Source organism: Paracoccus versutus (assembly GCF_029909795.1).
GTDB lineage: Bacteria > Pseudomonadota > Alphaproteobacteria > Rhodobacterales > Rhodobacteraceae > Paracoccus > Paracoccus versutus.
Genome location: NZ_CP038197.1, coordinates 2,476,331 through 2,494,727, shown reverse-complemented (window position 1 = coordinate 2,494,727; position 18,397 = coordinate 2,476,331). Strand labels below are relative to the sequence as shown.

Genomic DNA, 18,397 nt, shown 5'->3' with positions numbered 1-18,397 from the left:
CCTGTCGGCTTCGCTCTTTCACAAACGGCGGTTTTTGTCCATATCGGGACCAAAGACAGAGGTAAGCCGATGCTGGACTGGAAGAATGCCGAGGCCCCCGACGCGGCCATGATCGAGGAACTGGCGCGCGAGGCCATCGCCGGCCTGCCGCCGGCATTCGCCGGTCCCGCCGCCCAGGTGGTGCTGCGCATCGAGGATTTCGCCAGCGAGGAATTCCTGGACGAGCTGGAGATCGACGACCCGCTGGAGCTGACCGGGCTTTACGACGGCGTGCCGATGACCGAGAAATCGCCCAGCGACCCGCAGCATTTTCCCGACACGGTCTGGCTGTTCCGCCGCGCCATCCTGGACGAATGGGCCAGTCGCGGGGACGTGACGCTGGGCCAGCTGGTCGCCCATGTCGTGGTGCATGAATTCGCCCATCACTTCGGCTGGTCCGACGACGACATCGCCGCGATCGACCGCTGGTGGGAATGATGGAGCAGGCGCCGATCCTGACCATCACGCTGAACCCGGCGCTGGACGTGACCACGGGCGTGCGGCAGGTGGTGCCCGACATCAAGCTGCGCTGCGAAGCGCCGCGCTTTGATCCGGGCGGCGGCGGCATCAACGTCAGCCGCGCGATCCGCGCCATGGGCGGCGACAGCACGGCGCTGGTCGCGCTTGGCGGCGCCACCGGGCAGCGCATCGCCGAACTGCTGGCGGAAACCGGCGTCCCGCTGATGACCCTGCCCGCACCGGGCGAGACGCGGCAGTCCCTGACCGTGGACGACCGCACCATCCGCCAGCAATACCGCTTTGTCATGCCCGGCCCGGAATGGTCCGCGGCCGATGTCGAGGCCGCGCTGGAGGCCGCCGCCGACGCCGCCAAGCCCGGCGCGCTGGTGGTGCTGTCCGGCTCGAACCCGCCGGGCGTGCCGGCGGGCTTTGCCGCGCTTCTGGCCGAGCGGCTGCGCGGGACCGGCGCGCGGCTGGTCGTGGACACCTCGGGGCCGGCGCTGGCCGAGGTCGCCGCCGCCACCGACCGCCGGGTCGAGATCCTGCGCATGGACGACGAAGAGGCCGCGGGCCTGGCCGGCCATCCCCTGCCCTATCGCGCCGACACCGCGGGTTTCGCGGCCAGCCTCGTCGCCTCGGGGGCGGCGCATGGGGTGATCGTGGCGCGCGGCCGCGACGGCAATATCATCGCCACCGACCAGGGCATCTGGCATGCCGAGGCCGCGCGGGTGCAGGTGGTCAGCAAGGTCGGCGCCGGCGACAGCTTCCTTGCCGGCTTCACCCTGGGCCATGCCCGCGGCTGGCCGGTCGGCGAGGCGCTGGGGCTGGCGGCCGCCGCCGCCTCGGCCGCGGTGCAGACGCCGGCGACCGAGCTGTGCCGGGGCGAGGATGTCGAGCGGCTGTTCGCCGCCCGCGTGGTGACGCAGATGCGGGGGCCGCGCTAGCCGCGGCCGTCCATGCGCACGAAGTCCAGCACGCTGCCCTGCGCCGGGGCCAGTTCCGACCAGTCGTCGATCTGGAAATCGACGACCAGCGTCGCCGCCGTCGGATAGCGGCGGAAATCCGGGTCCAGCGGCGCGCGCGCCGGCAGCATACCGGCAAATTCTGCGATGCCGGGATTGTGGCCGATCATCATCACCGTCGGCGCCGAGGCGCTGCGGAGGATCTCCAGCATCTTCTCGGGCGCGGCGTGGTAAAGGCCGGGCTCGTAGCGGATATGCGGCCGCACCTCCAGCGGGGCCATGGCGATGCCGGCCCAGGTCTCGCGCGTGCGCTCGGCGGTCGAGCACAGCACTTCCTCGGGCTCGTAGCCGCGGCTGGCCAGCCAGTCGCCCAGCTCGCGGGCCGAGCGGCGGCCGCGCGCATTCAGCGGCCGATCATGGTCGGGCTGCGCCGGATCGTCCCAGGACGATTTCGCATGGCGGGTCAGGATCAGACGGCAGTGCCCGAGTGGAGTCATCGAATTGCCTTTTCGGCCATGCGGTTAAGATTACGCGACGTCGCCGAGCCTGCCATAGCTTCCGCGGGGCGGGCAAGCCTTCTCTTTGGGGCGCAACGTCGCGCCGCTCACAGGCCGCTGTCGCCCTGGCGCAAGCCGCGCGGCTTGACCCGCGGCTCGGTCGAGCGGATCAGCGAGCCGGCGCCATGTTCGGTGAACAGTTCCAGCAGGCAGGCATTGGGCACCCGCCCGTCCAGAATCACCACGGCGCGCACCCCTTCCTCCAGCGCCTTCAGCGCCGTTTCGGTCTTGGGGATCATGCCGCCGGCGATGGTGCCCTCGGCGATCATCGCCCGCACCTGGTCGGGATGCATGGCCGTCACCACCTCGCCCGAGGCGTCCTTGACCCCCGAGACATCGGTCAGCAGCAGCAGCCGGTCGGCCTTGAGCGCGCCGGCGATCGCGCCCGCGGCGGTGTCGCCGTTGACGTTGAAGGTCTCGTTATCCTCCATCCCCGTCGCCACCGGGGCGATGACCGGGATCAGCCCGGCGTTGTAGAGGTCGCGGATGATCTGCACGTTCATCTCGACCGGGCGGCCGACGAAGCCCAGCTCCGGGTCGTCCGGCTCGCAGACCATCAGGTCGTCGTCCTTGCCGGAAATCCCCACCGCGCGGCCGCCGGCATCGTTGATCGCCTGCACGATGCGCTTGTTGACCAGGCCCGACAGCACCATCTCGACCACCTCGACGGTTTCGCGGGTGGTGACGCGCTTGCCGCGCACGAAGCGGCTTTCGATGCCCAGCCGGCCCAGCAGGTCGTTGATCATCGGCCCGCCGCCGTGGCAGACGACCGGATGGATGCCCACCTGCCGCATCAGCACGATGTCGCGGGCGAACTCGGCCATCGCCTCGTCGTCGCCCATGGCATTGCCGCCGAACTTCACCACCACCACCGCGCCCGAATACCGCTGCATATAGGGCAGCGCTTCCGAAAGAGTGCGGGCGGTGGCGATCCAGTCACGGTTCATGTTCTGCTTTCTCATCAGGGGCCCCTGTTCGTCGCACCCGACCCTAGGACGCGGGCGCCGATCAGTCCAGAGCGGCTATGATGGCGCGCAAGGTGGCGATGCCCTGCCCCTTGTCCGAGCTTGTGATCACAAGTTCGGGATAGGCGGCGGGGTGCTTTTGCAGCGCCTCCTGCACCTGCGCGACCGTCGCCTCCATGGCCTGCGCACCGATCTTGTCGGCCTTGGTCAGCACCACCTGGAAAGGCACGGCCGAGCGGTCGAGCAGCTTCATGATCTCGTGGTCCACGTCCTTCACGCCGTGGCGCGAATCGATCAGCGCGAAGGCGCGGCGCAGGGTCGGCCGGCCGGCCAGGTAGTTCTTCAGCAGCGCCTGCCATTTCGCCACCACCGCGACCGGGGCCTTGGCAAAGCCATAGCCCGGCAGGTCCACCAGATAGGCCTGCTCGCCCAGGGTGAAATAGTTGATCTCTTGCGTGCGGCCCGGCGTGTTCGAGGCGCGGGCCAAGCCGTTGCGGCCGGTCAGCGCGTTGATCAGGCTGGACTTTCCGACATTCGAGCGGCCGGCAAAGCAGACTTCGGGCCGGTCGGCGGGCGGCAGCCCGTCCATGGCGACGACGCCCTTCAGGAAATCGACCGGGCCGGCGAACAGCTTGCGCGCTGCCTCGGCGGTTTCTGCATCGGGCTCGGGGGCGATGGGAAAGGCAACCTTCATGCGCGCACCTCGTCACCCAGGGCAATGTCGCCGCCGGTCACCACCTCGGCATAGATGCCGAAGTCGCGATGGCCGAACTGGGCCTCCAGCGCCTCGGGCATGTCGATGTCGATGCGGCCGGTCGTCGGGTCGGCACTGGTCGCCGGGCAGCGGCCGATGGTCTCGGTCACGCGCAGCTCGACCCCGCCCAGGGTCAGCACATGGCCGATCAGCTCGCGCTCGGCATAGGGCGCCCAGCCCTCGAGCCACAGGTTCCCGCGCCAGCGCTCGATGCCAAGGGGCTGGCCCAGCCGCCCTTCCAGATCGGCAAGGCTCGACAGCGACAGGATCGAGATCCAGGGCTGGCTCACGTCGGTCCAGCCGGTCGGGCCGCGCACCAGCCGCGTCGGCGCCGGCTTGTCCTGGGGCCAGAGCGGGCGCACCCATTCGACCAGCCGCGGCCCCTCGGCCTCGGGGTCGAAGTCCAGGTCGGGCAGGTCGGGATGGGTCAGGCGGATGCGGCCGCCTTCCGCCCCCTCGCCCCAGCCGCCGCAAACGGCCTGCAGCCCGGCCGAGGCCGCGCCGCGCAGGAAGCAGGATTTCGGCAGCCAACGCTGCGGCACCGCGCCGGCGTGACGCTCGCCCCCTTCGGTCAGCAGCGCCCAGAGCCGGTCGCCCGGCAGGCGCCGCGCCGCATCCAGCCGGGTGCGGGGCAGATCCTCGCCGCCGATCGCCTTGATCGGGTGCCGGCGTATCCGGGCGACGCGGGCGGTCATTTGCCGCCCTTGTCCCCGCCCTTGTCCCCAGCCTTGGCCCGCGACGGCAGGCTGGAGCGGATATTGCCGAAGAAGTCGGGCCGGTGGCCGTGCATCGACATGATGGTGTACTGCTGGATGATGGTGATGGTGTTGTTGGTGATCCAGTACAGCACCAGCCCCGAGGCAAAGCCGCCCAGCATGAACATGAACACCCAGGGCATCCAGGCGAAGATCATCTTCTGCGCCGGATCGGTCGGGGCCGGGTTCAGCTTCTGCTGCATCCACATCGAGATGCCCAGCAGGATCGCCAGCACCGGCAGGGTGAAGCTGTGCAGGAAGCTGCCCTGGCCCGGCGCCGCCCAGGGCAACAGGCCGAACAGGTTCCACAGGCTGGACGGGTCGGGCGCGGCAAGGTCGCGGATCCAGCCGATCCAGGGCGCGTGGCGCAGCTCGATGGTGACGAAGATCACCTTGTAGAGCGCAAAGAAGATCGGGATCTGCAGCAGCACCGGCAGGCAGCCCGCGGCGGGGTTCACCTTTTCGCGCTTGTAAAGCTCCATCACCTCTTTCTGGAACTTCATGCGGTCGTCGCCGGTGCGCTGCTTGACGGCCTCCATCTCGGGCTGGAGTTCCTTCATCTTGGCCATCGAGATGTAGGACTTGCGCGCCAGCGGGAAGACCAACAGCTTCAGCACGAAGGTCAGCGCGATGATCGCCCAGCCCATGTTGCCGATCATGCCGTGCAGCCAGTGCAGCAGGCGGAAGATCGGCTTGGTCAGGAAATAGAACCAGCCCCAGTCGATCGAATCGACGAAACGGTCGATGCCGGGGGCTTCCTGGTAGCCGTTGATGACCTCCCAGACCTTGGCGCCGGCGAACAGATAGCTCGCGCTGGTGGCGGTCGCGCCGGGGGCGACGGTCTGCACCGGCATCCGCGCCTCGGCCTGGTAGATGTCGGCGCCGGGGGCGTATTTCACCACCGCGGTAAAGGACTGGCCGGGCGCAGGCGCCAGCGTGGTCATCCAGTACTTGTCGGTAAAGCCGATCCAGCCGTTTTCCTGCACCTCGATCAGCTGCGCCGGCCCCTCGCCCGGCAGCGGGTCGAGCTTGGCCATGTCCTTGTATTTTTCTTCCAGCAGCTTGCCGTCGGTCATGCCGACCGCGCCCTCGTGCAGGACGAAGAAGTTCTGGGTGTCGGGCTTGCCGTGGCGCGCGAGGATGCCATAGGGCGCCGCCGAGAAGGGGGCGGCCGCAGTATTTTCCAGCGTCTGGGTCACGGTGAACAGGAACTTGTCGTCCAGTTCATAGGTGCGGCGGAAGATCTGGCCGGCGCCATTGTCCCAGCGCAGCGTGACCGGCTGGCCGGGGGCCAGGGTCGAGCCGGATTCGACCTCCCACACCGTGGCCGGGCCGGGGACCAGGGCGGGATCGGTGCCGGCGGCCGGCATCCAGCCATAGACCGCGTAATAGGGTTTCTGCACCGCGACCTCGGCATTGCCGCCCGGCGCGACCGGGCTGCCTTCGGCCCGCACGGTGGTCTGCGCGGTTGGCGACAGTAGGCGGACAAAGGGCGAGCGGGGATCCAGCGTCTCGTGATAGCCGGTCAGTTCCAGGTCGTCGACGCGGCCGCCCGCCAGCGAGATCGTGCCCGCGAGCGAAGGGGATTCGATCCTGACCCGCCCGGCATTGGCGGAAGGGTCGCTGCTCGTTGCCGCGGCTTCCAGTTCCGGCGCCGCGCCCTGCGGCACCGCGCCGGGCGTCGCGGGGGCTCCGGTCTCGGGCTGGGCTGCGCCTTGGGTGCTGGCCGGCACCGTATCCTGCGCGGGCGGCACCGGCTCGGGGGCGAAGAAGATCGACCAGACGAGCATGACGAGGGCGGAAAGCACCATCGCCAGGATGAGGTTGCGGTTGTTGTCTTGCATGCCGGACCAGCCCTTCGTCGTCACCCAGTCTGAGGGTTCGGGCCGCTTCAACAGAAGCGACTGGCAAAGGTCAAGGGAATTTGCCCGAAAACCGGGTCGGTTTCCATCCCGACGCGACGCCCCGCCTGTCCCGACCCCCTATTCGACTCGGCCCGTCCGGTCTGTCCGTCCGGCCCCTGACTTGCCGGGCCGCCGCCAAGGCGCGTCCTGGCGCCCAGGCGCATGGCGTGCGTAAGGGCGAAGCTTGCCGGCGTGAAGCCGCCCTTCGGCTCCCGGCCAGCGAAGCGCATGCCCCGCGCGGGCGAAGCTTGCCAGTCCCGCATGAGGCGGGGCGGTCAGATGGCGTTCGGCGCATGCCGCCCGCGGGGCCAAGCCTGCCCCCGGCGGCGCGACCGCCCCCGGCCTTCATGCCTTGCGGCGCAGCTCGAAGGGCGCGGGCAGCGCATGGTCGCGGTCCAGCAGGAAATCGTCCACCGCCGATGCGTCCAGCGGCAGCGCCACCGCCGGTCCCTGCACCGCGTTGAAGCCGATCTGGGCCAGGAAGGCGTTCTCTTCCTGCGTGGCCACCCCGTCGGCGACGGTCGCCAGGCCCAGGTGTTCCGCCAGGGCCAGGATGGCCAGGATCATGCGTTGCTGGTCGGCACGCAGGTCGCAGCCGGCGATGAACTCGCGCCCGATCCGCACCCGGCCGATGCCGAAGCGGCGCAGGTCGTCCAGGCCGGCGCTGCCGGTGCCGAACCCGCCCAGGGCCAGCGAACAGCCCGCGGCGGTCAGGCGCTGCAGGCTGGCGGTCACCGGCATGCGGCCGCCGCCGCGGCCGATCGGCTCGCTCACCTCGATTTCCAGCCGCTGCGGGGCCAGGTCGTTGCGGTCCAGTTCCCACAGGATCGTGTCGGCGATGGCGGCATCGCCCAGCATGCGGTCGGACAGCGGCAGGGACAGCAGCGGCACCGGCCTGCCCAGGCGATCCCAGCCGCGCAGGCCGGCGAAAGCCTGGCGCAGCAGCTCGGCCACGACCTGCCCCAGCACCGCGTCGTCGAGCCGAGGCGCCACCTCGGCCAGATCGCAGCCCTCGCCATCGTCCATCCGCATCCGCGGCAAGGCCCGCAGCGCCCGGACCTGCCCGGTGTCGCAGCAAAGCTGGGGCTGGAACAGCACCCCCACCCGGTCGAGCGCCGAGACCGCCAGCCCGCCCGGCTCGACCTGCGCCCCCGTCTCGACGAAGCGGATCTGGCCCGCGGCCGAAAACGGGCTCAGCCCCTGCAAGGCCATGCGGCCATGGGCGTAAAGCGCCGCGGCCTCCTGCCGGCCGGCCTCGTCGCTGACGATGGCGGCGTTCATCACCGGACAGATGCGCAGGTCCGGCAGCACGATCCCCTCCGCGCAGATGGCCTGCAGCCGCGCCAGCAGGCCCGGCACCGCCTGCTGGCGGCCGATGGCGAATAGCCCCAGGATCTCGCCACAGCCCTGGCTGCGGCCCTGCGGCAAAAGCCGCAGCTCCGCCACCAGCCGCAGCAAGAGCCTGTCCAGCATCTGCTCCAGCAGGGCGGGGCCGATGCTGGCGCGCAGCATCTCGACATTCTCGACCCGCAGCACCAGCGCGAGCCGGGTTCTGCACTGCGCCGCACCCTGCCCCCTGACCAGCCTTGCCAGCCCCGAGGCAGCCCCAGCGATTCCGTAAGCCATTGCCTGATCCGAATCTTGTTGCACGGATCGCAACCTAGGCCGACGAAGCTTTTCGTTCCGTTAATGTTCGCGCAGGATCGGCACGTCTTTTTCGCTAAAATCCGACATGTCCGGTATCAGCGACGTGAAATCGAACAGCTTGGGGTCCGGCAGATGCGAGGGGCGCACGTTCATCAGCGCCCGGAACATGACCTGGCGCCGGCCGGGCGCCCGCGTTTCCCATTCGTCCAGCAGCTTCTTGACCTGCATGCGCTGCAAGCCCTCCTGGCTGCCGCAAAGGTCGCAGGGAATCACCGGATAGTTCATCGCTCGGGCGAAGCGGTCGCAATCGGCCTCGGCCACGAAGGCCAGCGGGCGCAACACGTTCAGGTCGCCTTCCTCGTTCAGCAGCTTCGGCGGCATCGAGGCCAGCCTGCCGCCGTGGAACAGGTTCATGAAGAAGGTTTCCAGGATGTCGTCGCGGTGATGGCCCAGCACCACGGCCTGGCAGCCCTCTTCGCGGGCGATGCGATAGAGATTGCCGCGCCGCAGCCGCGAACACAGGCTGCAATAGGTCCGGCCCGCGGGCACCTTTTCCTTCACGATGGAATAGGTGTCCTGGTATTCGATGCGATGCGGCACGCCGCGCTCGGTCAGGAACTGCGGCAGCACCGTCGCCGGAAAACCCGGCTGGCCCTGATCGAGGTTGCAGGCCAGCAGTTCGACCGGCAGCAGGCCGCGCCATTTCAGCTCGTGCAGCACGGCCAGCAGCGTATAGCTGTCCTTGCCGCCCGACAGGCAGACCAGCCAGCGGTCGCCGGGGCGGATCATGTCATAGGTCTCGATCGCGGCGCGGGTCTCGCGCACCAGGCGCTTGCGCAGCTTGCGGAACTCGGTCGAGCCGGACGCCCCGCGAAACAGCGGATGGATCTCCTCCGCCTCATGGTCCTGGGTTTCGCCGGTCTCGTCCCGCATCTGTCGATCCTTGTCGCGCCCTTGCGCCCTGATGAAAGCGCCGCCTCAGTCCTGCGGCGTCGTCTCGCTGCCCGGCACCGGGTCGAAGCCATGCCCGCCCCAGGGATGGCAACGGCAGACCCGCCGGGCCGCCAGCCAGCCGCCCTTGGCCGCGCCATGCCGCTCGAGCGCCTCGAGCGCATAGGCCGAGCAGGTCGGCTGGAAGCGGCAGCCATGCCCGACCCAGGGGCTGGCCACCAGCCGATAGGCCCGCACCGGCAGCGCCAGAAGATGCGCCAGCGGGGTCACGTGCCATCCCCCCGCGCGCCATGCACCCGAGAAAGCGCCGCCGCCAGATCGGCGCGCAGCTCGGCAAAGCCGCGCTCGACCGTGGCGCCGGGGCGACCGACCAGCACGTAGTCCCAGCCCGGCCGCGCCGCGCCCGGCATGACCTCGCGCGCCAGCGCCCGCAGCCGGCGCTTGGCACGGTTGCGCGTCACGGCATTGCCCAGCTTTTTCGAACAGGTGAAGCCGACCCGGATCGCCTGCCCCGCCTCGCCCTCGGGGCGGCGGCGGGCCTGGAGCAGAAAGCCGGCCGTGCCCTGCCGCCGGGCAGAGGCGGCGCGCAAGAAATCCGCCCGCTTGCGCAGGGTTTCCAGCCGCGGCCCCGAAACAGCAGAAGCCGCCCTGTCCGGCATCGCATCTGCGCGGGTCCGGTCAGCGGCGGCGGCTTTGGGGGTGCTGTCCATCACGGCAAGCCCACGCCCTGCGGCGCGCGGGCTTACGCGCTGAGGGTCTTGCGGCCCTTGGCGCGGCGGGCGTTGATCACGCGGCGGCCGCCCTTGGTCGCCATGCGCGCGCGAAAGCCGTGGCGGCGGGCGCGAACCAGGTTCGACGGCTGGTAGGTGCGTTTCGACATCTTTCAACTCCGGGTCGGGGCGGGTCAGGGTATGGGCCATCGGCCCACGCAGGACGCGCCGGTCATTCGAGGCCCGCTGGATAGTCGCCCCCGCAGCCCAAGTCAACCACATTGAAAGGATTTCGCGGCTGCGGCAGGTTCGGGGGAACCGGGACCATGTCACGCAGGTTTGAACTGCACAATGTCAGCCACTATGTGATGCAACGGCGCCGCGACGAGGGGAATAGCAGAACCGACCATGTCCCTGAATAGCTTATCGGGCCGATTCGCGGTGATCACGGGCATTTTCGTGCTTCTGGCCGAATTGCTGATCCTGTTGCCCTCGATCGCGAACTATCGGCTGGATTTCCTGGAATCGCGGCTGGAGCGCGCGCAGATCGCCAGCCTTGCGCTGCTGGCGACCGACGAATCGCTGGCCGCGGACCTCGAATCGGAACTGCTGGAGAACGCCGGCGTCTTCAACGTCGTGCTGCGGCGCAACGACGTGCGCCAGCTGGTGCTGTCCTCGCCGATTCCGGGGCCGATCGCGGCGACCTACGATCTGCGCGAACAGCCGTTCTGGACCTCGATCCGCGACGGGCTGGCACAGCTGGCCGATCCGCAGAACCGGGTGATCCGGGTCATCGGCGCGCCGGTGAACCAGGCCGGGCAGCTGATCGAGATCACCACCGACACCCAGCGGCTGCGCAACGAGATGATCGACTACGGGCTGCGGCTCCTGCTGATCTCGGCCGCCTTCTCGGTCCTGACCGCGCTGCTTCTGAACCTGGCGGCGCAGCGGCTGCTGCTGGTGCCGATCCGGCGCGTCATCAGCCACATGACCGCCTATGCCAGCGCCCCCGAGGACGCGCGCTCGATCATCACCCCCGACGCGCGCCTGACCGAGTTGAACGAGGCCGAGACCGCGCTTGCCGCCATGCAGCGCACCGTCACCTCGGCGCTGAAGCAGAAGGAGCGGCTGGCGCAGCTGGGCCAGGCGGTGGCGCGCATCAGCCACGACCTGCGCAACATCCTGACCACGGCGCAGATATTCGCCGATCGGTTGGAAACCAGCGCCGACCCGGCCGTGCGCCGCGCCGCGCCCAAGCTGGTGAACTCGATCAGCCGGGCGGTGAACCTGTGCGAGACGACGCTGGCCTTCGGCAAGGCCGAGGAGCCGGCGCCCTCGCTGTCGCGCTTCAACCTTTCGGCGCTGGTGGGCGAAGTGACCGAGGGCGAGGCGCTGGCCTCGGACCATCCCGAGGGCGCCGAGCCGATCGAATTCCTGACCGACGTGCCATCGAGCCTGACGATTCGCGCCGACCGCGACCAGCTGTTCCGGGTGCTGTCGAACCTGGTGCGCAATGCCCGCCAGGCGATCGAGGCCACGCGCCGGCCCGGCACCATCGAGATCGGCGCCGGCGAGGACGAGCAGGAATGGTGGATCCGCATCGGCGACACCGGCCCCGGCCTGCCGAAGAAGGCGCGCGATTTCCTGTTCCAGCCGTTCTCGGGCGGCTCGCGCAAGGGCGGCACCGGGCTTGGCCTTGCCATCGCCGCCGACCTGGTGCGCAACCACGGCGGCCGGCTGGAGCTTTTGCGCAGCGACGAAGAGGGCACGCAGTTCATCCTGCACCTGCCGCGCGAGCTGGCGGGCCTGGCCTCGCAGGCCGAGGCGACGGCGGGCTAGGCCGCACCCGCGGGTTTTCCAAAAAAGTTTTCGACACGGGTCGTTTTGGCCTTGCGCCCCCCCGGCGCTCACTCTAAATCACCGGCTCACAGCGGACCCGTAGCTCAGCTGGATAGAGCACCAGACTACGAATCTGGGGGTCGGGCGTTCGAATCGCTCCGGGTCCGCCATTGAATTTCCAGACATCATTGCCCCTTTCGGGCGGCCTTGTCTTTCGAGGTTTGGCCTGTGCAGGCGAGCACGCAGCGGCAAATCGGCGTCCCGCGCTTCGGCCAAAGCCGGGCGCCCGGCCAGTTCGTGCTTGCGGTCGAAAGAGGGCGCGGCATGGCGCCCACCGACCGCGGCTGCCAAAGATGCTTGAAAGCCCGGACCTGTCCGGCGGGCGCGCCGGTGCAGGGTCCGGGACGTCGCGATGGACCGTGGCTCCCTGTGGTGTCATAGCAAGACTATGGGCGCCGAAAACCTCGGCCTTGCGGCATCGCGATTCGGCGCAGGCAGCGCCGCGGCGGTGGCCTGCGACGGCCCTCCGACCGCGATACGGCGCGGCCGGCGGGCCGGCTACTGCCGCGCCAGCCAGTCGGTGATGCAGCGGCGCAGGTTCGTCTCGCCCAGGGTGCGGGCGTCGTCGATCAGCCGCTTCAGTTCGCCCAGGTCCACGCGCCGGATCAGGTGCTTGACCGGCCCGATCGAGGCCGGGCGCATCGACAGCCGCCGGAAACCCAGCGCCGCCAGCGTCACCGCCTCGATCGGGCGTCCGGCATCCTCGCCGCAGAACGAGACCGGCACCCGCGCCTCGTCGCAGCGCCGCACGATCTGGTCGAGCAGCGAGATGAACGAGCTGTTCAGCGTGTCATAGCGCCGCCGCACCCGCTCGTTCTCGCGGTCGGCGGCAAAGAAGAACTGCTTGAGGTCGTTGCCGCCGACCGAGATGAAATCGCACATCTCGAAGAACTTCTTCGGCGCGAAGGCCAGCGAGGGCGTCTCGAGCATCGCGCCGACGCGGATGTCCGAGGGCATGGCATGGCCGAGCCGCTGCTCGCGCGCCAGCTGCTCCATCAACAGCTTGTGCGCCTCTTCGAACTCGCCCATCTCGGTGATGAAGGGGAACATGACGTAAAGCGGCCGCCCCACCGCGGCGCGGATCAGCGCCTGGAGCTGCATCCGCAACACGCCGCGCTTGTCGAGGCCCACGCGGATCGCCCGCCAGCCCATGGCCGGGTTCGGCTCGTCCTGCGGCTTCATGTAGGGCAGCACCTTGTCCGAACCGATGTCCAGCGTGCGGAACATCACCGGCTTGCCATGGGCATTGTCCAGCACGTGCGCATAGAGCGCCGCCAGCTCGCCCCGGCGGGGGACGCGGGTGCGGGTCAGGAACTGCAACTCGGTGCGGAACAGCCCCACCCCCTCGGCGCCCGAGCTTTCCAGGCTGGGCAGGTCGGCCATCAGCCCGGCATTCATGTAAAGCTGGATCGTCGTGCCGCATTTCGCGGTGGCGGGCAGGTCGCGCAGCCCGGCATAGCGCTTTTGCGCCTCGGCCTGCATCGCCATCTTGTCGCGGAACGCCTTGGCGACCGATTCCTCGGGGCGCAGATGCACGGTGCCCATGTCGCCGTCCACCAGGATCAGGTCGCCGTTCAGCGCCTCGGAGGTGACGCGCTCGGCATGGATCACCAGCGGGATCGCCAGCGCCCGCGCCACGATGGCGGCATGGCTGCCGACCGAGCCCTCCTCCAGCACCACGCCCCTGAGGCGCCGGCCGTAATCCAGCAGCTCGGCCGGGCCGATGTTGCGGGCGACCAGGATCGGGTCGTCGGGCATCTCGGCCCCGGTGTCGCGGCCCTGCCCGGTCAGGATGCGCAAGAGCCGGTTCGACAGGTCGTCCAGATCGTGCAGCCGGTCGCGCAGATAGGGATCGGCGGCGCTTTCCAGCCGGGCACGGGCCTGGCTTTGTTCCTTTTCCACCGCCGCCTCGGCCGAAAGCCCCAGCTCGATGGCCTCTTCCATCCGGCGCAGCCAGCTGCGGGAATGGGCGAACATGCGATAGGTTTCCATGACCTCGGCCGAATCGCCCGAGCCCATGTCCGAGGCGGCCAGCATGGAATCGACCGTGGTGCGCAGCATGGCCACCGCCTCGATCAGCCGGGCCTTTTCCTTCAGCGGATCGTCGGCGACCGGGTTCGTGACCACGACGCGCGGCTCGTGCAGCCAGACACGGCCCTCGGCCGCGCCCTCCTGCGCGGTCGAGCCGCGGAACATGACCGGAAAGCGGTGCTGGAGCGGCAGGCTGTCCGCCTGCGAGCCCAGGAAGGCGCCCAGCTCGGCCATCTCGGCCAGCACCATGGCGACGACCTCCAGGCCGTAAACCTCGTCCTCGTTGAACTGGCGGGCATCGCGGGACTGCACCACCAGGACGCCCAGCCGCTCGCCCACGCGCTGGATCGGCACGCCCAGGAAGCTGGAATAGACCTCTTCGCCGGTCTCGGGCATGTAGCGGAAACCGGGCTCGGCCGGGGCATTGGCGGTGTTCACGTGCCGGCCCGAGCGGGCGACGCGGCCGACCAGCCCCTCACCCAGGCGCAGCCGGGTCTTGTGGACCGATTCGGGCTTCAGACCCTCGGTGGCGCAAAGCTCCAGCGTGGCGGGGTCGCGGAAAAGATAGATCGAGCAGACCTCGGTCCCCATCGAATCGGCGATGTGATGGGTGATCTGGTCCAGACGGTCCTGGCCGCCCCCAGGGGCGGCCAAGGTTTCGCGCAGCCGCCGCAGCAGCTTGCGCGAGTCGCTGTCCTTGCGTTCGGGCATAATCCTCCCGCTTCAGCCTATCGGCCCGGATTCAGGGCTTTTCCAGTTCGAAGGCATCATGCAGCGCCTGAACCGCCAGTTCCATATACTTGCGGTCGATCAGCACCGAAATCTTGATCTCGCTGGTGGAGATCACCTTGATGTTGATGTTTTCATCGGCCAGCGCCTTGAACATGCGCGCGGCGACCCCGGCATGGCTGCGCATGCCGATGCCCACGACCGAGACCTTGGCGACCTCGGTGTCCACGACCAGGTCGTCATAGGCGATATGGCCGGCGGCCTTGGCATCCTCCATCGCCTTGCGGGCGCGGGCGACCTGGTTCACCGGGCAGGAAAAGGTCATGTCGGTCACCGAGCCGGGGTGATCCTCATAATCCTTTTCCGAGATGTTCTGGACGATCATGTCCACGTTCACGCCGGCCTCGGCCAGGGGCGCGAAGATCGCGGCCGAGATGCCGGGGCGGTCCTCGACCGTGACCAGGGTGATCTTGGCCTCTTCGCGGGAATAGGCGACGCCGTTGACGACTTTCGATTCCATGATTTCATCCTCATCGCAGACCAGGGTGCCGCTGTTCTCGTCGGTTTCCTCGAACGAGGACAGCACCCGCAGGCGGACCTTGTAGCGCATCGCCAGCTCGACCGAGCGGGTTTGCAGAACCTTGGCCCCCAGGCTGGCCAGTTCCAGCATCTCCTCGAAGGCGATCTTCTTCAGCTTGCGCGCCTTGGAGGTGATGCGCGGATCGGTGGTATAGACCCCGTCCACGTCGGTATAGATGTCGCAGCGCTCGGCCCCGAAGGCGGCGGCGAAGGCGACGGCGGTGGTGTCCGAGCCGCCCCGGCCTAGGGTGGTGATGCGGTTGTCGGTGCCAAGCCCCTGGAAGCCCGCGACCACGGCCACGCGCATGCCTTCGGCGAATTTCTGGTCGATGTTCTGGCGCGGGATGCTGACGAAGCGCGCCGCCGAATGCTGCGAGGTGGTGTTGATCGGCACCTGCCAGCCCTGCCAGCTGCGCGCGGGCACGCCCAGCTCCTGCAGGGTCAGCGCCATCAGCCCGGCGGTGACATTCTCGCCCGAGGCGACGACGGCGTCGTATTCGCGCGCGTCGAACAGCGGCGAGGTGGCCTCGACCCAGCCGACCAGCTCGTTCGTCTTGCCCGACATGGCGCTGACGATGACGATCACGTCATAGCCACGCTCGACCTCGCGCTGAACCTTCAGCGCTGCGTTCTTGATGCGGTCCAGGTCGGCAACCGAGGTGCCGCCGAATTTCATCACCAGAAGCGGCATTCCCTTGCCCCCAGCATCACCAGTTTTCAGGGGGGCCTTCTAGGGTCGGGACGGGAAAAGAACAAGGGGCGGCAGGCGTTTCCCGAACTTTCCGGTGCATTATTTTGCCCGTCCCGCCGCCAGCGCGGCCGGGATCTTGAAGCGGCGGGCGCGGGGCCGCAAAAGGGCGGCATGAAAGTGACGCATGACGAATCCACCTTTACGCTGACCGGCAAGATCTGGTCGGCCACCTATCCGCTGGACGAGCTGCCGAAATGGCTGGCCTTCTATCGCGGCCGCAAGGCGCGCTTTCCCAAGGCCGGCAACAGCTACGACGCCACCATCGCCGCGCTGGAGCAGCTGGAGCGGCAGCTTGCCGCCAAAAGCTAGGCACCGCGGCGGTCGCGCCAGCGGCTATGGATGGTCTCGCAATGGGCCGTTTCGGAAAAGATGCAGTCCATCAGCGCCATGAAGGCGCTGCGCCAGGGCGACGGCGGCTGACGATAGACGCGCGAGCAAAGCGGCTCTGATTGCTGTCCCCCAAGTGTCCGGTTGATGCAGACGGACGCGCTCCACCAAGCGTTCATGAGAACCTCGCATACTCATCAAAACACCTTCGATCAGACGAATGTGACGCCCTGAAAACAACGGGACGCCCATCCAGTCATGAAGCGGCGCTGATGCGGCAAAGTCACGCTGGCTTTTTCGGCAGGAATCCGCCGAGGCGGCCGCCGGACCCGTGCGGGAAAGCAGGAAGTGGTCGGGGCGAGAGGATTCGAACCTCCGGCCTACGGTACCCAAAACCGTCGCGCTACCAGGCTGCGCTACGCCCCGGACCTGCCGCGCTGTCTAGCGGCTGACCGCGCGGGGGGAAAGGGAAAACTGACGCGCCGCCCGCGCCTTCAGTCGCAGGGCGCCAGCGCATCCTGCTGCGGCAGGCGCGGATGCGACAGCACCATGCCGGGATGGATGCCCAGCCGCGCCGCGTCGCCGCCGCGCACCTCCAGCACCATCAGCCGCTCGGGCGCGGGATCGCCGGGCGCGGCGCCGGGAATCGCCGTCTCGTCCAGCGGCCGGGCCATGGGATGGACGTGGCGCACCTCGCCCCGCGCATCGATGAAGATCATGTCCAGCGCGATCTGCGTGTTGCGCATCCAGAAGCTGACCGGCTGCGGCGATTCGTAGATGAACAGCATGCCCTGCCCCGCCGGCAGGTCGCGGCGGAACATCAGGCCCCGTGCGCGTTCCTCGTCGCTGTCCGCGATCTCGACCGCGATCTCGACCGGCTTCCCCCGACCCTGGAACAGCGCCCGGTCGGGGTGGCAGGTGGCCGCAAGGGCCGGTGATTGATTTATGACAAGAAGAGCAAGAACAACCGAAACGGCCCGCAACTTCATACCGCGCCCGCGACCAGCCGCAATTTAGCGAGCGCGGCCGCTCCCCCCGGCTGTGTCTGCCGCGCCTCGATCGCGGCTTTCTCCCAGGACAGGATTTGTGCGGCCATCATCCCCCGCCGGCCATCGACCACGCGCAGCGCGATCGCCTCGCCCACGGCCAGATCGGCAAAGCCGGAATGGCGCAAGACCTCGACATGCAGGAACACGTCGGCCTTTTCGGCGAAGATATTGGCAAAGCCGAAGCCCTTGGCCTTGTCGAACCATTTCACCCGCGCCGGCAGCAGCGGCAGCTGCGCGATCTCTTCCGGCGTGGCCGAACACAGATCGGCGATGGCGGGCATCGGCTCGCTGGCGGGCGGCGTGATCTCCAGCACCTCGACCGCCTGCATGCCGCGCGGCGTCTTCTGGATGATGGCAACCACATGAGAGCCCTCGGCAACCGAGCTCTGGCCGAAATTCCTCAGCACGTTGGCGTGCAGAAGAATGTCGGCACCACCCTCGGGATCGGTCAGGAAACCGAAGCCCTTGCTGCCATCGAACCATTTCACGACGCCCGCAATCTTGCGCTGTTGCTCGTCGTCTTCTTCCATGTCGTCCTGTCACCCGTTACAAAACCAGAAACCACCCGAAACTCCGGTCCCGCGCCCTTCGATCCCGTCTGAACGAAGGTGGAGCCGGATTGGTCAGGTTTTCCATACCATGGATAAATCGCGAACCCGCATCAAGGGCTAAGACGGCAGACTTGCCATAAACTTTGAATAATTTCTTGACTATTGTCCTCTGCCTCGCAGTTTTCGCCGGAAAAACCTCGTTTTGTCCAACGAAAACGGTCATGCAGGCGGAAGGCGCCATCGGCCCAGAACTCGATCTGGACCGGGTGGATTCGATAGCCGCCCCAATGCGGCGGGCGTGGCGGATTCAATCCCAGGTTGATTCCCAGCCGCGCCACATCGCCCATCAGCGCGCCGCGGCTGGCCAGCGGCCGGCTTTGCCGCGAGGCCCAGGCGCCGATGCGCGACTGCAAGGGACGCGAGGCGTAATAGGCGTCGGCCAGGTCGGATTCGACGCGGGTGACATTGCCGCGCACGCGAATCTGCCGGCGCAGGGACTTCCAGTGCATGACGAAGGCAGCGACCCCGGTCGCCTCGATCTGGCTGCCCTTGGCGCTTTCGTGATTGGTATAGAAGACGAAGGAGCCCTCCGCCCCCGCGCCCTCGATATCCTTCAAAAGCACCATGCGCACATCGGGCATGCCCACGGCGTCGACGGTGGCCAGCGCCATGGCGGTGGGGTCGTTCGGCTCGGTCCTTTCGGCCTCGGCCAACCAGCTGCGGGCGATGGCAAAGGGGTCGTCGCCCGCGAAAATTCCGCTGCGGTCGCTCATGGCTG

At 68.4% G+C, this 18,397-nt stretch carries 19 protein-coding genes and 2 tRNA genes; 5 read left to right on the top strand and 16 right to left on the bottom strand.

What is annotated here, in order from left to right; all coding sequences use genetic code 11:
- Positions 1 to 69 precede the first annotated feature (69 nt).
- Together E3U25_RS23680 and E3U25_RS23675 are read left to right on the top strand one after the other, a co-directional pair.
- Positions 70 to 477, top strand: a complete 408-nt coding sequence (locus E3U25_RS23680) for a metallopeptidase family protein (protein WP_036751772.1) — start codon at positions 70 to 72, stop codon at positions 475 to 477.
- On the top strand, positions 477 to 1,442 hold the full coding sequence (locus E3U25_RS23675) for a 1-phosphofructokinase family hexose kinase (protein ID WP_036751848.1): 966 nt from the start codon (positions 477 to 479) through the stop codon (positions 1,440 to 1,442). The genes E3U25_RS23680 and E3U25_RS23675 overlap by 1 nt, the downstream gene beginning before the upstream one ends.
- Here the strand turns inward: E3U25_RS23675 and E3U25_RS23670 are convergent.
- From E3U25_RS23670 to rpmH, 10 genes are all read right to left on the bottom strand, one after another.
- The gene (locus tag E3U25_RS23670) at positions 1,439 to 1,957 is read right to left on the bottom strand and encodes a SixA phosphatase family protein (RefSeq protein WP_036751774.1); all 519 of its coding nucleotides are present in this window, start codon (positions 1,955 to 1,957) and stop codon (positions 1,439 to 1,441) included. The genes E3U25_RS23675 and E3U25_RS23670 overlap by 4 nt on opposite strands.
- A 107-nt stretch (positions 1,958 to 2,064) precedes the next feature.
- Positions 2,065 to 2,964 carry an acetylglutamate kinase gene (argB, locus tag E3U25_RS23665; protein WP_036751776.1) on the bottom strand — a complete coding sequence of 300 codons (900 nt, stop codon included), beginning with the start codon at positions 2,962 to 2,964 and terminating at the stop codon, positions 2,065 to 2,067.
- A 61-nt stretch (positions 2,965 to 3,025) separates the two neighbouring features.
- Entirely contained in the window at positions 3,026 to 3,676 is a 651-nt protein-coding gene (gene yihA / locus E3U25_RS23660) for a ribosome biogenesis GTP-binding protein YihA/YsxC (RefSeq protein ID WP_036751778.1), read from the bottom strand.
- Complete coding sequence (locus E3U25_RS23655) at positions 3,673 to 4,431, bottom strand: MOSC domain-containing protein (RefSeq protein WP_116222897.1); 759 nt, start codon at positions 4,429 to 4,431, stop codon at positions 3,673 to 3,675. Before E3U25_RS23655 ends, yihA begins: the two co-directional genes overlap by 4 nt.
- A complete protein-coding gene (gene yidC, locus E3U25_RS23650) occupies positions 4,428 to 6,335 on the bottom strand; it encodes a membrane protein insertase YidC (RefSeq protein ID WP_072461572.1) in 1,908 nt (635 codons plus the stop codon). The genes E3U25_RS23655 and yidC overlap by 4 nt, the downstream gene beginning before the upstream one ends.
- A 405-nt stretch (positions 6,336 to 6,740) precedes the next feature.
- On the bottom strand, positions 6,741 to 8,021 hold the full coding sequence (locus E3U25_RS23645) for an EAL domain-containing protein (RefSeq protein ID WP_116222899.1): 1,281 nt from the start codon (positions 8,019 to 8,021) through the stop codon (positions 6,741 to 6,743).
- Between the two features lie 60 nt (positions 8,022 to 8,081).
- Complete coding sequence (gene ttcA / locus E3U25_RS23640; protein WP_116222900.1) at positions 8,082 to 8,975, bottom strand: tRNA 2-thiocytidine(32) synthetase TtcA; 894 nt, start codon at positions 8,973 to 8,975, stop codon at positions 8,082 to 8,084.
- A 45-nt stretch (positions 8,976 to 9,020) separates the two neighbouring features.
- Complete coding sequence (gene yidD / locus E3U25_RS23635) at positions 9,021 to 9,263, bottom strand: membrane protein insertion efficiency factor YidD (protein WP_036751782.1); 243 nt, start codon at positions 9,261 to 9,263, stop codon at positions 9,021 to 9,023.
- Positions 9,260 to 9,703, bottom strand: coding sequence for a ribonuclease P protein component (rnpA, locus tag E3U25_RS23630; RefSeq protein ID WP_036751784.1), 444 nt, complete (start codon positions 9,701 to 9,703; stop codon positions 9,260 to 9,262). Before rnpA ends, yidD begins: the two co-directional genes overlap by 4 nt.
- A 32-nt stretch (positions 9,704 to 9,735) precedes the next feature.
- Complete coding sequence (gene rpmH, locus E3U25_RS23625; protein WP_011747211.1) at positions 9,736 to 9,873, bottom strand: 50S ribosomal protein L34; 138 nt, start codon at positions 9,871 to 9,873, stop codon at positions 9,736 to 9,738.
- Between the two features lie 238 nt (positions 9,874 to 10,111).
- Here rpmH and E3U25_RS23620 point away from each other — a divergent pair, with 238 nt between their 5' ends.
- Both E3U25_RS23620 and E3U25_RS23615 read left to right on the top strand, forming a co-directional pair.
- Positions 10,112 to 11,542 (top strand): ATP-binding protein, encoded by a 1,431-nt coding sequence (locus tag E3U25_RS23620; protein ID WP_116222901.1) that lies wholly within the window; start codon positions 10,112 to 10,114, stop codon positions 11,540 to 11,542.
- A gap of 93 nt (positions 11,543 to 11,635) precedes the next feature.
- Positions 11,636 to 11,712, top strand: a tRNA-Arg gene (locus E3U25_RS23615).
- Positions 11,713 to 12,100: 388 nt separating this feature from the next.
- Here the strand turns inward: E3U25_RS23615 and ptsP are convergent.
- Both ptsP and E3U25_RS23605 read right to left on the bottom strand, forming a co-directional pair.
- A complete protein-coding gene (ptsP, locus tag E3U25_RS23610; RefSeq protein ID WP_036751788.1) occupies positions 12,101 to 14,344 on the bottom strand; it encodes a phosphoenolpyruvate--protein phosphotransferase in 2,244 nt (747 codons plus the stop codon).
- A gap of 31 nt (positions 14,345 to 14,375) precedes the next feature.
- Positions 14,376 to 15,632, bottom strand: a complete 1,257-nt coding sequence (locus E3U25_RS23605; protein WP_036751790.1) for an aspartate kinase — start codon at positions 15,630 to 15,632, stop codon at positions 14,376 to 14,378.
- 171 nt (positions 15,633 to 15,803) lie between these two features.
- Here E3U25_RS23605 and E3U25_RS23600 point away from each other — a divergent pair, with 171 nt between their 5' ends.
- On the top strand, positions 15,804 to 16,001 hold the full coding sequence (locus E3U25_RS23600) for a hypothetical protein (protein WP_116222902.1): 198 nt from the start codon (positions 15,804 to 15,806) through the stop codon (positions 15,999 to 16,001).
- A 367-nt stretch (positions 16,002 to 16,368) separates the two neighbouring features.
- On the opposite strand, the gene E3U25_RS23595 is transcribed toward E3U25_RS23600, so the two are convergent.
- The 4 genes from E3U25_RS23595 to pdxH form a co-directional block, all read right to left on the bottom strand.
- A tRNA-Pro gene (locus E3U25_RS23595) sits at positions 16,369 to 16,445 on the bottom strand.
- A gap of 68 nt (positions 16,446 to 16,513) precedes the next feature.
- On the bottom strand, positions 16,514 to 17,008 hold the full coding sequence (locus E3U25_RS23590) for a DUF192 domain-containing protein (RefSeq protein ID WP_036751792.1): 495 nt from the start codon (positions 17,006 to 17,008) through the stop codon (positions 16,514 to 16,516).
- A complete protein-coding gene (locus tag E3U25_RS23585; RefSeq protein ID WP_024844983.1) occupies positions 17,005 to 17,598 on the bottom strand; it encodes a cold-shock protein in 594 nt (197 codons plus the stop codon). The genes E3U25_RS23590 and E3U25_RS23585 overlap by 4 nt, the downstream gene beginning before the upstream one ends.
- Positions 17,599 to 17,729: 131 nt before the next feature.
- Positions 17,730 to 18,392 (bottom strand): pyridoxamine 5'-phosphate oxidase, encoded by a 663-nt coding sequence (gene pdxH / locus E3U25_RS23580; protein WP_116222903.1) that lies wholly within the window; start codon positions 18,390 to 18,392, stop codon positions 17,730 to 17,732.
- Positions 18,393 to 18,397: the final 5 nt, after the last annotated feature.